Source organism: Pedobacter sp. ASV1-7 (genome assembly GCF_040203335.1).
Taxonomy (GTDB): domain Bacteria; phylum Bacteroidota; class Bacteroidia; order Sphingobacteriales; family Sphingobacteriaceae; genus Pedobacter.
Genome location: NZ_JBEHBV010000002.1, coordinates 1 through 13,759, shown reverse-complemented (window position 1 = coordinate 13,759; position 13,759 = coordinate 1). Strand labels below are relative to the sequence as shown.

The following is a 13,759-nucleotide window of genomic DNA, read 5'->3' as shown; positions in this document are numbered from 1 at the left end:
AGAAGAACAATGAGAACGAATATATCCATTAAATATAGCTTGTTAATCACGATTGGCATGTTATTTAGTCTAAGCTGCACAAAGGATTTTAAAGATATCAATACTAACCCTGTTGCTTATGGCCCAGGTACTTTTGATCCAAATTATACCCTGACGACTGCTCAGCTTAGTTATACAGGTAGTATAGATTTTGCTTATGATACCTGGAGAGGAAACTTGATTTACTCGGCCACTATGATGCAGGGCTTATCTACAGTAGTGAGTTATTGGGCAGGCGATAAATATCTCTTAAATCCAGGTTATACTGCTGCATACTGGGGAACCGGTGCAGTTGGTGCATACATTGAACAGGTAAGACCAATTGTAGATGTTGTAGAGTATACCAAATCTGACCCAAAATATAATAACATACATCAGGTAGCGAGATTATGGAAAGCACTGATATTTGAACGTATAACAGATCTTTATGGAGATGTCCCGTATTCGGAAGCAGGATTAGGAGTTTATACAGGGAATCTAACACCTAAATACGATAAACAACAAGACATCTACATCAACCTGTTAAAAGAAGTAGACGAAGCAACTAATGCATTGAATGAGTCTGCTGGAGATAAGGTGACTGGAGATGCCATTTACAATGGAAATATTGGAAACTGGAAACGTTTTGGAAGCTCCTTACTCTTGCGTATAGCCATGAGGTTAACAAAAATTGATGAGACCAAAGCTAAAGAGTATGCTCAAAAGACGATTGGCAAAACCATGATCGATAATAAAGATAACGCCTTTATACTTCATGATGTAGCAGGAGCCAGAGTTACACAAAACAGAAATAGCCAGGTTTTACGTGGCGATGGTGGTCAGGAGCATTATTATACAAAATGGTCTAAAACCTTCATAGACCTTTTAAAAGTTAATAATGACCCACGTTTAGGAAAGGTTGCAGTTACACAGTTATATCTGGACGACACAGATAAAAGCCAAAACAATGCTTTTATTACCAATCCGGCAGTTCAAAAAGGAATGCCCAATGGAAAGGATCTTAGTGGTATTGCTGGTCGTGATGTGAGACAGGACCCTACATTTACCACCTTTCCGGCTTATTCGTCTATTAGTCCGGCAATGATCAAACAAAATGGAGCTACCTTTATTCTGACTTATGCTGAAACAGAGTTTCTATTGGCTGAGGCAGCACAAAGGTGGAATATTGGTGGCACTGCGGCAGAACATTATAAATCAGGTCTGAAATCTGCCATCACATATTTAAGTCAATATGATGAATCTTTGGCTATATCAGAACCCACCGCTGAAGCATTTGCAAATGCCAATCCTTACAATGCTGCAACTGGATTACAGATGATTAATACACAATACTGGCTACATACCTGTACCATGCTTGATTTTTATGAGACCTGGTGTAACTGGCGCAGAAGTGGATTCCCGGTATTAGTCCCTGTAGTATATCCCGGAAATGCAACTAATGGCACTATTCCACGCAGGTTCCCTTACCCATTACAGGAAGGCGCAGAAAACGGAGTTAACTATAGAGCTGCATCAGCAGCAGTTCCTGGTGGAGATAATTTAACAGGAAGAGTTTGGTGGGACAAACCATAGCTTTTTATTTACACGCTGCAAAAAAAAAAGACTGGTCATTCAAAATGATCAGTCTTTTTTCTTTGTTTAAGACAATACTATAAACTTAACAATTCAGGCTCAAGCTTAATATATTGCTTTAACAAAGTGATCTGAGTAATGGCTCTGTTAAAATTATGATTTTCGTATTTCGCCCCATAATAAATATCATTCTGCAGGTAATCAGCCAGAAAACGAATGGCCTGCATATAGATAATAAATTTACCAGCATAAACAAAATAAGGTTTTTCGGCATCTGTTAATACATCTTGCATTTCCCCCATATAACCATCGTAAATGGCTTTAAAGAACTCCTTTCTGATAGCAATTTTACTAAAATCAGTTTCTTCCTCACTCACTGCACTTAAATACGTTCTCATCATATCGCCAACATCACTGATAAAGTAGCCAGGCATTACTGTGTCCAGATCAATTACACATAAACCTTTGTATTGATCGTCAAAAAGTACATTACTAATTTTAGTATCGTGATGAATTACACGCAGTGGAATAGCAGTATTATTTAAAATCTCATTATAAGTCTGCACAAGCCCATGATGTTCCTTAATAAACTGTATGCTTTCAGCGGCTTTTTCAAGTCTTTCAGCAGATGCCTCATTACAAGCGATCGTAAATTGATCATACCTCAAAGCCAGGTTATGGAAATCAGGTATAGTAATATTCAATTCCTTAACGTTAAAACCATTCAGAAGCTTTGTAAATTTTCCAAACTGCTTTGCAGCCTCAAAAGCTTCTTCTTTTTTAGTTAACACATTTACCGAAACAGAACCCTCAATAAATGGAAACAATCGGTAATATCCATTATCAATATGAAGTAAAGATTCACCATTTGTTGCTACTACTGGTGATACAAATAGATAATCAGGACATTCCTTATTTAAGTAAGTTCTTAGTAATGAAAAATTCTGATCTATATCTGAAGGACGTTTAAATACATCGCTATTTACTTTTTGTAAAATGTAATTTTGCTCAGGCGTATTAACTTTCCAGGTATGATTGATCAAGCCATCACCAAATTGCTGAACATTTGCTGTTACAGGATCAAGACCGTAGATACGTAATATATTTTCGAACATGTGTAAAGTATAGTGGTTGATAGCTCAAACTTAAATATTTAAGCTGCTAAAACCTCGTGCAAACGTTTGCGCGATATTATTTCGGTTCACTAATAATCAATTCTGATTCTACCACAACATTAAAATAAGCTTGTTCTGTAGTGCCGACCTCATTTCTGGGCTTATTAATTAGATCTATAAGGATATCAGCAGCCTTTTTACCTTGTTTATAAGGAAACTGTTCCACAGAGGCAATAGGCGTATGGTCCATATAATTTATAATAGGAAGATTGGCATAACTCACAAAATCTATATCCTTTAAACCAAGAGACTTAGCATACCGCATAGCAAATAGGGCTACATAATCGTTAAAAGTAACAATAGCAGTTGGTTTGCGACGGTGGTTCAACATGGTATCCATTGCTTTAACTGTTCCTTCTTCAGACAGGTCACATTCTACCATTAGAGAAGGATCAAACTTCAACCTGTTAGAAGTCATTGCCCGTATGTATCCCTCTTTTCGTTCATGACTTGCTACTAAAGTGTCAGGACCATTTACTAAACCAATAGTACGATGCCCCTTTTTCAATAGATAATTAACAGCTTCAAAAGTTCCGCTTTCCAGGTTAGATCGCACATAATGTATGTCCTTAATAGGAGGGATGCGATCAAAAAACACTACTGGAATGTTTAATCTCCTGAAGACTTCAAAATGCTCATAAGAACTAGTTGTTTTTGATACTGAGACCAGTAAGCCATCCACACGCTGGGATTTCATCTTGGTAACCAATAGTTTTTCCTTTTCTGCATCATCATGAGACTGCGCCAACAAAACAGTATAGTTCCGTTTATAAGCAACATCCTCAATACCACTAATCGCTGCTGAAAAAAAAGATTCTGATAGTTCGGGTAAAACGACTCCAATTATAAAGGACTTACCATGCAGAAATTGAATAGCTTTCTGATTGGGCTCGTAATTCATTTCAGAAGCTAGCTTTTTGACCCTCATTTTGGTAGTTAAACCGATACTCGGATGATCATTTAATGCTCTGGATACGGTAGAAACTGAAACCTTGAGTAGTTTTGCTATTTCCTTAATCGTTGTTGGTTTATCAGGCTTCATCCTCAAATATTGAAATAAACTTTAACATTTTGATCACAATTCAATTGCAATTTGATTTTTTCTCCTAAATAATACCAAAAACAACGCAAACGTTTGTTTCAGCCGGATCAGTAAAGAATAACATTACTAAAGTGTTAATAAAAAAAACAATCCTTTATCCTATTGTCTTGGCAGATGGAGTTTCCTGATCAGTTACAATATCCGCAAATATCTGTCAACAGCAACAGAACCAGCCATTTCTAGAAATATCAAACGTTTGCGTGTTTTTTTTGCATATTTATTAACTGAGTTAGTTGTATAGTTCTCTAACTTGGTTAGATTATTTTTTATTGAATAATGTATTAACCAGACTAAACACATAAAATGAAGTAAACAATATGAACAGACGAGAATTTGTTAAAAACGGAAGCATTACTGCAGCGGCTGCTACTGTTTTACCTGGAGGTTCTTTATTCGCATCAACCAAAGCAGATAAAGTTAAGGTAGCCATGATAGGGGTAGGACTACGTGGACAGAATCATTTGAATTTGCTACTTAAAAGAAACGATGTAGATCTGGTTGCAATATGCGACGTAGACAATCGTATGCTTACTTCTGCTAAAGCGATGATTACCAAAAGTGGTAAGCCTATGCCTAAAATATATACTGGTGATGATTATGCCTGGAAAAAAATGCTGGAAACAAAAGGTCTTCAGGCTATTGTAATCTCAACTCCATGGGAATGGCATAAAGAAATGATCATTAAATCCATGGAATCCGGATTAAAATACGTTGCCTCTGAAGTAATGATTGGCACCACTATACAAGATCATTGGGATGTTGTACAAGCAGCAGAAAAACATAATGCTCATGTAATGATGCTTGAAAATGTTTGTTACCGCAGAGATGTTATGGCCGCCTTAAATATGGTCAGACAAGGTGTGTTTGGAGAAATACTACATTTACAAGGTGGATATCAGCATGATTTAAGAGCAGTTAAATTTAATGATGGCGTTAAAGCAATAGGTGGTGGTGTAGAATTTGGTGAAAAGGCATTCTCTGAAGCCAGATGGAGAACCAATCATTCTGTACATCGCAATGGAGATCTTTATCCAACACATGGTATCGGACCAGTTGCACATTGTATAAATATCAATCGAGGGAATAAATTCTTGAAATTAAACTCGTTTGCCACTAAATCAAGAGGCTTACATAATTATATTGTCGCAAATGGAGGCGAAAATCATCCAAACGCAAAGGTTAATTTCCGTTTAGGCGATATTGTTACTACAACTATTGATTGTGCTAACGGTGAGACAATCATTCTGCAACACGATACAAACCTGCCAAGGCCATATTCATTAGGCTTTAGAGTCCAAGGCACAAAAGGGCTATGGATGGATCTTAATAAGGGGATTCATGTTGAAGGAATTACCAAGGCTCATGCATGGGACAATCAGGACAAATGGTTTGAGAAATATGATCACCCACTATGGAAAAAATATGGCAACGATGCAGAAGGAGCAGGACATGGTGGAATGGACTTCTTTGTAATCCATGCATTTATTGAGGCAACAAAAAGAAATGAACCAACTCCAATGGATGTTTATGATGCAGCAGCATGGAGTGTAATTACACCACTTAGTGAACAATCTATAGAAATGGGAAATGAAACAATTGACTTCCCAGACTTTACAAGCGGAAAGTGGATGAGTAGAAAACCTGTTTTTGCATTAAACGACGAATATTAATATTAAGTTGAATAATCAAAAAAAGCCCTGACTGGTAACAGTTAGGGCTTTTTTGTAACATTTAGCTACAAAATACAAAAAAATATTCGTGTTAACATTAACTTAACATTGAATACGCATCTTTGTGTATGTTTATAAATATTCTTGCGATTTCATTCCTTGTTTGTGCGCTTATAGCCGCACTTAAAATGGATTCATTTTTACAAGGTTTTCTTTTTATAGTGGTACTTTGCCTTGTTGCGGGTCTATTTTATTTATTTATTTCCTTCCCGGGGCTTTCTGGATTATCAGTAGCAATTATGTTGGGAGCATTCATTTTCAGACAGAACAAGAAATAGAAGGTGTCTGATTATCTTTAACATAACAATTTTAATTACAGATAAAGTAAACGTTAATTTATTTCTAGTTTCTAATAAGAATAATATAATATTGTTTAAATATTTCTTAATTTTAACTGGTAATAAAGTTCACAAAACTTTAATCTGTAAATTATGAAAACTTTAGGTGAAAAATTTAAAATCCTACGTCAGAAAAAAGGGGTAAACCAAAAGACGATGGCAGAATCATTAGGTATTTCAATTCCGGCGTATTCTAAACTGGAAACAGGAATTACTGATCCGAATTTCAGCAGGATAAATCAAATTGCTGAAGTACATGAATTAACGCTACGACAGTTTCTTGATATTGGTGAAGAGGGTGGTAGTGAGCAAGAACAATTGGTTGCAGAATTAAAAGAAAAAGTGCGCGAGCTAGAATCATCAGTGATTCGCTTACAAGGAAAGGTGATTGACCTTTACGACAAAGAAGAAAGAAGAAAATAGTTAAATTAAAACAAAGGGTGTCCAAAAGATAAAAATTTTAGACACCCTTTTATAGTTTTAAATATTCTCAACTACTATTGGTTAACGAGTTTTATTAATAATTGACAACGTTCTGTTAACCAATTGTAATTAACTGCGCCCTCAGGTTGCTGAAACAATTTAGAACCAAAGCCCAAAGCTGTAACACCAGCATTCAACCAATTATCAATATTCTCTTTGTTTACATCAACACCACCAGTTGGCATAAACTTAAGATTAGGGAATAATGGTTTAATCGCCTTTAAAAATCCAATACCTAAAGTATCACCTGGAAAAAGCTTAACAAGGGGAGCTCCAAGTTCTTCAGCAAAATTAATCTCTGTTGGTGTCATGCAACCTGGAATCCACATTACTCCATGATCAGCACATACCTTTGCAAGATCAGCTCTTACAATCGGACTAACAATGAAATCAGCACCAATTTTGATGTATGCTTCAGCCTGATCAACAGTCTTTATTGTACCAATACCAAGTTGCATATCCGCAAAATGTTCATTTCTATAGGCCAATAATGCTTTAAAGTTTTCAGTTGCATTACTACCGCGATTTGTAAATTCAAACACACGAATCCCACCAGCATAACTAGCTTTCAATACTTCTATACAGGTATCTGCATCTTCATTATAATAAACAGGAATCACTGGATATGCCTGAATCACTTTTAAAGGATTTTTTTCTTTTGTCATCTGTATATTTTTGTTTTTATCTTAAATATTACCATTACCGAAATCGCCCTTTACAAAAAGCTTATTGTAACCAGACGAGGTAGCCATTCTTATAATCTCAGTACCATCTGTACTGCTTAGTATCCCATAAATTAAACCTGCCATGAATGCATCACCACTACCAATCCTATCTATAACATCATTGGTTTCCTGAACTTCAGAAATATAATTGCCATTTGGTGTATGATAAGTTCCATAAAACAAGTTATGTTTCGGATTATCCATAAATCTGTACGTATTCGCAATATGTTTACACTGAGGGAATTGCTCAAATACAATTTTAGCAGAAGCATTAGCATGTTGCTTATAATCCTCAACAGAAGTCTCACGATTTAAGCTGTCATCTACTGGAATTCCAAGCATTTTATTTGCTGCCCAGATATTCCCCATAATCACATCACAATAAGCTACCAACTCCGGCATCACCTCAATAGGCTGTTTGCCATAATCCCATAATCTGCTTCTGTAATTCAAATCTACTGATATTTTTAAGCCTTTAGCTCTGGCAGCAACCAAAGCCTCTTTACATACAGCAGCCATATTTTCATTCAATGCAGGAGTAAGAGCCGTCCAATGAAACCAAGTATGACCGTCAAGCACCTTATCCCAATCAATAATGCCAGGTCTAAGGTCACTGAAAGAAGAGAATTTACGATCGTAAACAACCTCTCCACTTGTTAGTCCATTAGCAGATAGCAAAAAATACAATCCTAATCGATTACCTTGACGTAAAGTCTTGTTTGTATTCACTCCTAATTCTTCTAATGATTGAAGTGCATTTGAGGCCAAAGCATTATCTGGTACACAGCTTACATAGGAGCATGGTATTTTCCATTGCCCTAATGAAGCTGAGACATTTGCCTCAGAGCCTCCTGGAAATAAAGATACAGTGTGGTTCTTAGAAATAAATTGATCTTCCGATGAACTGAACCGTAGTAATAATTCACCAAACACCAATATGTTTTCTTGATTTAGCATAAGTTTTAATGATTTCAGATTGCAATAATACAGGTTATCAGTATTAAATAGAAGTAAAGTAATTTATTTAATAAATTTCAAACGATTTCGTAAATTTTTAAGACACAATAGTGACTTCAGCAATTAAATTTCATTAACATTGATATAATTAATGAACCTCTTTTAATAATATAATATGAATAGCAAAAATCTGTTTTCACTTGAAAATAAGGTAGTCGTAATTACAGGTGCTACCGGCGTTTTGGGAGAATCATTTGCATTGGCTGTAGCTGCTGCAGGTGCCAAAGTAGCAATTTTAGGTAGAAACGAACAAAAAGCAAATGAACGTGTAAAAGCGATCACAGCAAACGGTGGTGAAGCCATCGCTGTCATCACAGACGTTTTGAACGAAACCTCCTTAATAGATGCAAAAAATCAAATTTTAAGTACCTGGGGTACCATAGATGGATTAGTTAATGCTGCAGGAGGAAATATTCCTGGCGCGACCATAGCACCTGATAAGAATTTATTTGATATTGATATTGCAGATACGCAAAAAGCAGTTGAACTTAATTTATTTGGTACCGTTTATCCGACACATGTATTTGGTCGTGTTATTGCTGAAAAAGGTAAAGGTTCGATTGTAAACATTTCTTCATTAGCAGCTCAACGTCCTTTAACCAGGGTATTGGGTTATACAATGGGAAAAAATGCAATAGAAGGATATACCAAATGGATGGCAATAGAACTTGCTCAACGTTATGGTGATAAAGTAAGGGTTAACGCATTGGCACCAGGTGTGTTTTTAACAGAACAAAACCGCTCATTATTAACAAATCCAGATGGAACCTATACAGATCGTGCACAGCGTTTCGTAAACCATACTCCATTTGGCAGATTAGGCAGCCCGGAAGAATTAAATGGCACATTGATCTATTTATTAAGTGATGCATCAGCTTTTGTAAACGGTGAAACAATTCTTGTTGACGGAGGTTTTAATGCTTATAGCGGCGTTTAGAATTAAATATAAAAACATTAGATATCATGAATACCACAAATCATAAATTATTACAAACCTGGCGTTGGTATGGACCGTCTGACCCGGTAACTTTACAAGATGTAAAACAAGCAGGCGCCAGCGGAATCGTTACGGCTTTACATCATATTCCACATGGCGAAATCTGGCCAATTGAAGACATCATAGAGCGCAAATCAATTATTGAAGCAGCAGGGCTTAAATGGTCTGTAGTTGAAAGTGTTCCTGTACATGAAGCTATTAAAACACGTAGAAGTGATGCAGGGAAGTACATTGAAAACTACAAAACAAGCCTTAGAAACCTTGCTGAATGTGGAATAAAAACGATATGCTACAACTTTATGCCAGTGTTAGACTGGACACGTACTCAATTAGACAAAACCATGCCAAATGGTGCAAAAGCATTATATTTCAATTGGATAGACCTGGCAGCTTTTGATCTTTTTATTTTAAAAAGAGAAGGCGCAGAGGCGGACTATTCTGATAGTATACTGAGCCGCGCTAAAGAGCGCTTTGAATCTTTAACTGCTGATGAGTTAAACGAATTAAGGATCAACGTTCTTATGGGAATTCCAAATGAAAAAGAGATAGAGCTGGAAGCGTTACGTAACAGTATAGAGGAATACAAACATATAGGTAGAGATGGTTTAAAGAAAAATCTCGCTTATTTCCTTAATGAAATTGCTGAGGTATGCGAAGAAACCGGAATCAATATGACGATCCACCCAGACGATCCTCCTTATGCTATACTTGGTTTACCACGTGTTGCGAGCACCAAAGAAGATCTTGTAGATATATTGAGAAGTGTGGATAAACCATTTAATGGAATTTGTTTCTGTACCGGTTCTTTAGGAGCAGGAATATCAAATAACCTGACCGATATATTTGATGCAGTAAAAGAACGTGTATATTTCCTACACCTGCGTAATGTAACAAAAGACGAAGAAGGTAACTTCTACGAAGCAGATCACTTAGGTGGTGATGTAAATATGTATGAAGTAATGAAAGCTGTTGTAGCAGAAAATGCACGTAGAAAATCACCAATTCCATTCAGACCAGATCACGGACATCAAATGCTGGATGACTTAAACAAGGTAACAAACCCTGGTTACTCAGCTATAGGACGTTTACGCGGACTTGCAGAACTTCGTGGATTAGAACTTGGAATAACAGGAAACTACTAGTAAGTAGTTAATTTTCTATAATCATAGAAGCCATCTGATTAATAGTCAGGTGGCTTTATTTATTAGAAGGTTGTGAGGAAGCTCTAACCTGAACATCTATAGGCAATAAAACCGTTTCAAAATCCTCATCAATATTCTTTTTTTCTATTAATGAGAAGAGTTTTTCTGCAGCAAGCTTACCTATTTCAAAGGCAGGCTGGTGTACAGTACTCAATGGAGGATTCATAGCATCAGCTAATTCTGTATTTGTAAATCCAATCAAAGCTATATCTTCAGGAATACGGTACCCTAGTTTGTTAAGGATAACCAAACATCTGGTACTGATCTGATCTGTTGCAGTAAAAATAGCATCTGGTTTATTTTCCAGACTCATGTAAGACTTAATGGCTTCTTCCAGGTTTTCATTTAATGAAGTAGCACCAGTATAATTGCAAGAAACCATTAATTCCTCTCTGCAAGGAATACCATGATCAGCAAGAGCTTGTTTATAACCATTAAGCCTTTCAGTGGCAATACTCAGAATTGTATTGGTATTAAGATGTGCTATATTACGATAGCCATTATTAATCAGGTGTTTCGTAGCCTCATATGCACCTTTAAAGTTATCAGCACCAACCTTATGCGTATGAATCTTATCGATCAGGCGATCAAAAAGCACTACCGGCAAACCTGATTCCTGTAAAGAGAGCAGATAATTGAAATTTATTGTTTCATAAGCCGGAGAAATAAGGATACCATCAATACCACCAGCATACAAAAGTTCAATACAGGCACTCTCTAACTTTTCGGATTCTTTACTTTGCATGATAATAATCTGGTAAGACTTATCAGTACATACCTTATGTATACCATCTAACATTTGTGCAATAACGTTATTATCCAAAGAGCAGACTACTACACCAATAGATCTGCTTTTACCTTCTTTCAAGCCTTTAGCCATTCTATTAGGCAAATAGTTATGTTCCTTCGCATAATCTAAAACTCTCTGCTTCGTATCAGCACCAATTTCATGACTGTCATTTAAGGCTTTCGAAATTGTAGAAATAGATAAATTAAGCGCTTTGGCAATATCTTTTAATGTGACGCTGTGATTCATTCTCATCCTGCTGTAAATATAAACGCTAAATTGCAACTTATAAGATGATAAGCTCAAATTAATTCAATTAATTTTAAACCTAGCTGTTCAAAAAGAGTCGTACTTGTACCTTTAACGTAATATTTTTAGTATAAATTCTGATTTCTAAATTCAGATGACTTTCATATTACGGGAAATACATAAGTTTGCTAACACATAAAAAAACAATTAAAAATGAAAAACCTAATCTTGTTAACCGTTGGAATACTATTTAGCTTATCTGCGAGTAGTCAAATTTTAAAACCAGTAAAATGGAGTTATGCTGCAAAGAAAACTTCAAAAACAGAAGCTACTTTGTACTTTAAGGCTACAATTGATGAAGGGTGGCATATTTATTCTCAGAATATGGCTGATGGTGGTCCTGTGAAAACAAGCTTTAAATTTACTCCATCTAAAGCCTATAAGCCCGTAGGTAAAACTACTGAACCAAAAGCGATTGTGAAATTTGAGAAATCATTTGACATGAACGTTAGTTATTTTGAAAAAACTGCTGTATTTCAACAAAAAGTAAAACTTACTGGTGCAAATGCAATTGTAAAAGGAACACTTGAATACATGGTATGTGATGACGCTCAATGTCTTCCTCCAGAAACTGTTGACTTTTCTATTTCTGTAAAATAAGCCAATAATGATTTTAAAAAACTATTTGACAAGCATGAAAATGCTTGTCATTTATCTCTTTCTATTCTTAGGTTCTGCAACTTTTACTTTTGCTCAGGAAGCAGATACTTCCATAGATGATCTAGTGTTTACCGAGATGGGTTCTGAAACAGATACAGCAGCCGTTGCTGCTGTAAATGCTGATAGCCTTAAAAATATTGATAGCGCAAAAAATGCAGCAGCAACAACTGCGGGTGTAAATCAAAGTAACTCTGAAGCAGAAAAAACCCTTTGGGAAACCTTTATAGCTGGTCTTATCGGAGGCTTTCTGGCTTTCCTGATGCCTTGTATATTCCCAATGGTACCTTTAACCATTAGTTACTTTACAAACAGGGCCGGGAGCAAAAGTAAGGGGGTTGGTCAGGCTTTAATTTATGGACTTTCTATTATTGTGATTTATGTAGCTTTCGGCTTGCTGATCACTGTGATCTTTGGTTCTGCAGGGTTAAACGCTTTAAGTGCCAGTGGATTATTTAACTTCCTGTTCTTTATCTTGCTGGTGGTATTTGCGGTTTCCTTTTTTGGTGCCTTTGAGATTACTTTACCAAGCTCTATTGTTAACAAGATAGATAGTAAGGCCGACAACAGTAAAGGTTTAGGCGGTATTTTCTTTATGGCCGCTTCTTTAGCTTTGGTATCTTTCTCTTGTACAGGTCCAATCATCGGTACTTTATTAGTGCAGGCCAGCTCTAAAGGGGAGTTGTTAGCTCCGGCAATAGGTATGTTCGGATTTGCATTGGCTTTAGCTTTACCATTTACTTTATCTGCAATCTTTCCAGGCTTTTTAAGCAGCATGCCTAAATCAGGTGGATGGTTAAACAGTGTAAAAGTATGTCTGGGTTTCCTGGAACTGGCTTTAGCTTTAAAATTCCTTTCATCGGCAGATCTGGCCTGGCATTGGGAATGGTTCGACAGAGAAATTTTCCTGGTACTGTGGATTGTGATCTTTATCCTGATGGGGATCTACCTATTGGGCAAACTCAAGTTTGCACACGATAGCGAGCTGAAATATGTTTCTGTACCGAGGTTGTTCTTCGCTATCCTGTCGTTCTCATTCGCTGTATACATGGTTCCCGGATTATGGGGAGCTCCTGTAAGTGTACTAAGCGGACTTGCACCTCCAATGAACACTCAGGACTTCATTTTAAATGCACATGGATCTGCAGCTTCAGCTGGATCAGCAGATTTCCCAACTAAGGTGAAACATAGCGAATCATTAAAAGCACCTGTAGGCTTCAATGTATTCTTCGATCTGGATGAGGGAGTTGAATATGCCAAGAAAGTGAACAAACCTGTTTTGTTAGACTTTACCGGACATACCTGTGTAAATTGTCGCAGAATGGAAGATCTGGTATGGATTGACCAGGAGGTTGGACGACTGATTAAAGAGGAATATGTACTTATTCAATTATATGTTGATGACCGTAACATTAAGATGCCTGCAGAGAAAGTTCATTATTCTAAGATCCTGAAACGCAATACCGATGACCTGGGTTATTGGAACCTGGACTTTCAGGCTACAAGATATGCTTCCAATGCACAACCTTTATACGTACTGGCCGGACAAGATCTTAATCCTTTAGTGGCCCCACAGGGTGCTAATTTTAACGCAAAAGAATACGCAGATTATTTAAGAAGCGGTGT

The 13,759-nt window shown here is 36.6% G+C and carries 12 protein-coding genes; 7 read left to right on the top strand and 5 right to left on the bottom strand.

The window, feature by feature from the left end; translation table 11 throughout:
- The first annotated feature begins 9 nt into the window (after positions 1-9).
- Entirely contained in the window at positions 10-1,611 is a 1,602-nt protein-coding gene (locus ABDJ41_RS05245; protein ID WP_349784750.1) for a SusD/RagB family nutrient-binding outer membrane lipoprotein, read from the top strand.
- Between the two features lie 77 nt (positions 1,612-1,688).
- On the opposite strand, the gene ABDJ41_RS05240 is transcribed toward ABDJ41_RS05245, so the two are convergent.
- Together ABDJ41_RS05240 and ABDJ41_RS05235 are read right to left on the bottom strand one after the other, a co-directional pair.
- Entirely contained in the window at positions 1,689-2,726 is a 1,038-nt protein-coding gene (locus tag ABDJ41_RS05240; protein WP_349784749.1) for a phosphotransferase enzyme family protein, read from the bottom strand.
- Between the two features lie 76 nt (positions 2,727-2,802).
- Positions 2,803-3,828 (bottom strand): LacI family DNA-binding transcriptional regulator, encoded by a 1,026-nt coding sequence (locus ABDJ41_RS05235; RefSeq protein WP_349784748.1) that lies wholly within the window; start codon positions 3,826-3,828, stop codon positions 2,803-2,805.
- Between the two features lie 377 nt (positions 3,829-4,205).
- Here ABDJ41_RS05235 and ABDJ41_RS05230 point away from each other — a divergent pair, with 377 nt between their 5' ends.
- Together ABDJ41_RS05230 and ABDJ41_RS05225 are read left to right on the top strand one after the other, a co-directional pair.
- Entirely contained in the window at positions 4,206-5,558 is a 1,353-nt protein-coding gene (locus ABDJ41_RS05230; protein ID WP_349784746.1) for a Gfo/Idh/MocA family protein, read from the top strand.
- Between the two features lie 491 nt (positions 5,559-6,049).
- On the top strand, positions 6,050-6,379 hold the full coding sequence (locus ABDJ41_RS05225; protein WP_349784745.1) for a helix-turn-helix domain-containing protein: 330 nt from the start codon (positions 6,050-6,052) through the stop codon (positions 6,377-6,379).
- Positions 6,380-6,453: 74 nt separating this feature from the next.
- Here ABDJ41_RS05225 and ABDJ41_RS05220 read toward each other — a convergent pair whose 3' ends face one another.
- Positions 6,454-7,104: a beta/alpha barrel domain-containing protein gene (locus ABDJ41_RS05220; RefSeq protein WP_349784744.1), complete on the bottom strand. Its 651-nt coding sequence runs from the start codon at positions 7,102-7,104 to the stop codon at positions 6,454-6,456.
- Between the two features lie 21 nt (positions 7,105-7,125).
- Positions 7,126-8,121: a PfkB family carbohydrate kinase gene (locus tag ABDJ41_RS05215; protein WP_349784743.1), complete on the bottom strand. Its 996-nt coding sequence runs from the start codon at positions 8,119-8,121 to the stop codon at positions 7,126-7,128.
- Between the two features lie 175 nt (positions 8,122-8,296).
- Here ABDJ41_RS05215 and ABDJ41_RS05210 point away from each other — a divergent pair, with 175 nt between their 5' ends.
- A complete protein-coding gene (locus ABDJ41_RS05210) occupies positions 8,297-9,118 on the top strand; it encodes an SDR family oxidoreductase (protein WP_349784742.1) in 822 nt (273 codons plus the stop codon).
- 26 nt (positions 9,119-9,144) lie between these two features.
- Positions 9,145-10,320, top strand: coding sequence for a mannonate dehydratase (gene uxuA / locus ABDJ41_RS05205; RefSeq protein ID WP_349784741.1), 1,176 nt, complete (start codon positions 9,145-9,147; stop codon positions 10,318-10,320).
- Between the two features lie 55 nt (positions 10,321-10,375).
- On the opposite strand, the gene ABDJ41_RS05200 is transcribed toward uxuA, so the two are convergent.
- Positions 10,376-11,416 (bottom strand): LacI family DNA-binding transcriptional regulator, encoded by a 1,041-nt coding sequence (locus tag ABDJ41_RS05200; protein ID WP_349784740.1) that lies wholly within the window; start codon positions 11,414-11,416, stop codon positions 10,376-10,378.
- Positions 11,417-11,629: 213 nt separating this feature from the next.
- On the opposite strand from ABDJ41_RS05200, the gene ABDJ41_RS05195 reads away from it, so the two are divergent.
- Both ABDJ41_RS05195 and ABDJ41_RS05190 read left to right on the top strand, forming a co-directional pair.
- On the top strand, positions 11,630-12,076 hold the full coding sequence (locus tag ABDJ41_RS05195) for a protein-disulfide reductase DsbD N-terminal domain-containing protein (protein WP_349784739.1): 447 nt from the start codon (positions 11,630-11,632) through the stop codon (positions 12,074-12,076).
- Positions 12,077-12,083: 7 nt separating this feature from the next.
- Positions 12,084-13,759 (top strand): protein-disulfide reductase DsbD family protein (locus ABDJ41_RS05190; RefSeq protein WP_349784738.1); only part of this gene is annotated, 1,676 nt, incomplete at its 3' end.

What these genes read in the sequence shown, in the direction of transcription:
- ABDJ41_RS05240 (WP_349784749.1), bottom strand. Translation starts at nt 2,726, where the DNA reads ATGTTCGAAAATATATTACGTATCTACGGTCTTGATCCTGTAACAGCA.
- ABDJ41_RS05200 (WP_349784740.1), bottom strand. Translation starts at nt 11,416, where the DNA reads ATGAATCACAGCGTCACATTAAAAGATATTGCCAAAGCGCTTAATTTA.
- ABDJ41_RS05225 (WP_349784745.1), top strand. Translation starts at nt 6,050, where the DNA reads ATGAAAACTTTAGGTGAAAAATTTAAAATCCTACGTCAGAAAAAAGGG.
- ABDJ41_RS05215 (WP_349784743.1), bottom strand. Translation starts at nt 8,121, where the DNA reads ATGCTAAATCAAGAAAACATATTGGTGTTTGGTGAATTATTACTACGG.
- uxuA (WP_349784741.1), top strand. Translation starts at nt 9,145, where the DNA reads ATGAATACCACAAATCATAAATTATTACAAACCTGGCGTTGGTATGGA.
- ABDJ41_RS05230 (WP_349784746.1), top strand. Translation starts at nt 4,206, where the DNA reads ATGAACAGACGAGAATTTGTTAAAAACGGAAGCATTACTGCAGCGGCT.
- ABDJ41_RS05220 (WP_349784744.1), bottom strand. Translation starts at nt 7,104, where the DNA reads ATGACAAAAGAAAAAAATCCTTTAAAAGTGATTCAGGCATATCCAGTG.
- ABDJ41_RS05245 (WP_349784750.1), top strand. Translation starts at nt 10, where the DNA reads ATGAGAACGAATATATCCATTAAATATAGCTTGTTAATCACGATTGGC.
- ABDJ41_RS05235 (WP_349784748.1), bottom strand. Translation starts at nt 3,828, where the DNA reads ATGAAGCCTGATAAACCAACAACGATTAAGGAAATAGCAAAACTACTC.
- ABDJ41_RS05195 (WP_349784739.1), top strand. Translation starts at nt 11,630, where the DNA reads ATGAAAAACCTAATCTTGTTAACCGTTGGAATACTATTTAGCTTATCT.
- ABDJ41_RS05210 (WP_349784742.1), top strand. Translation starts at nt 8,297, where the DNA reads ATGAATAGCAAAAATCTGTTTTCACTTGAAAATAAGGTAGTCGTAATT.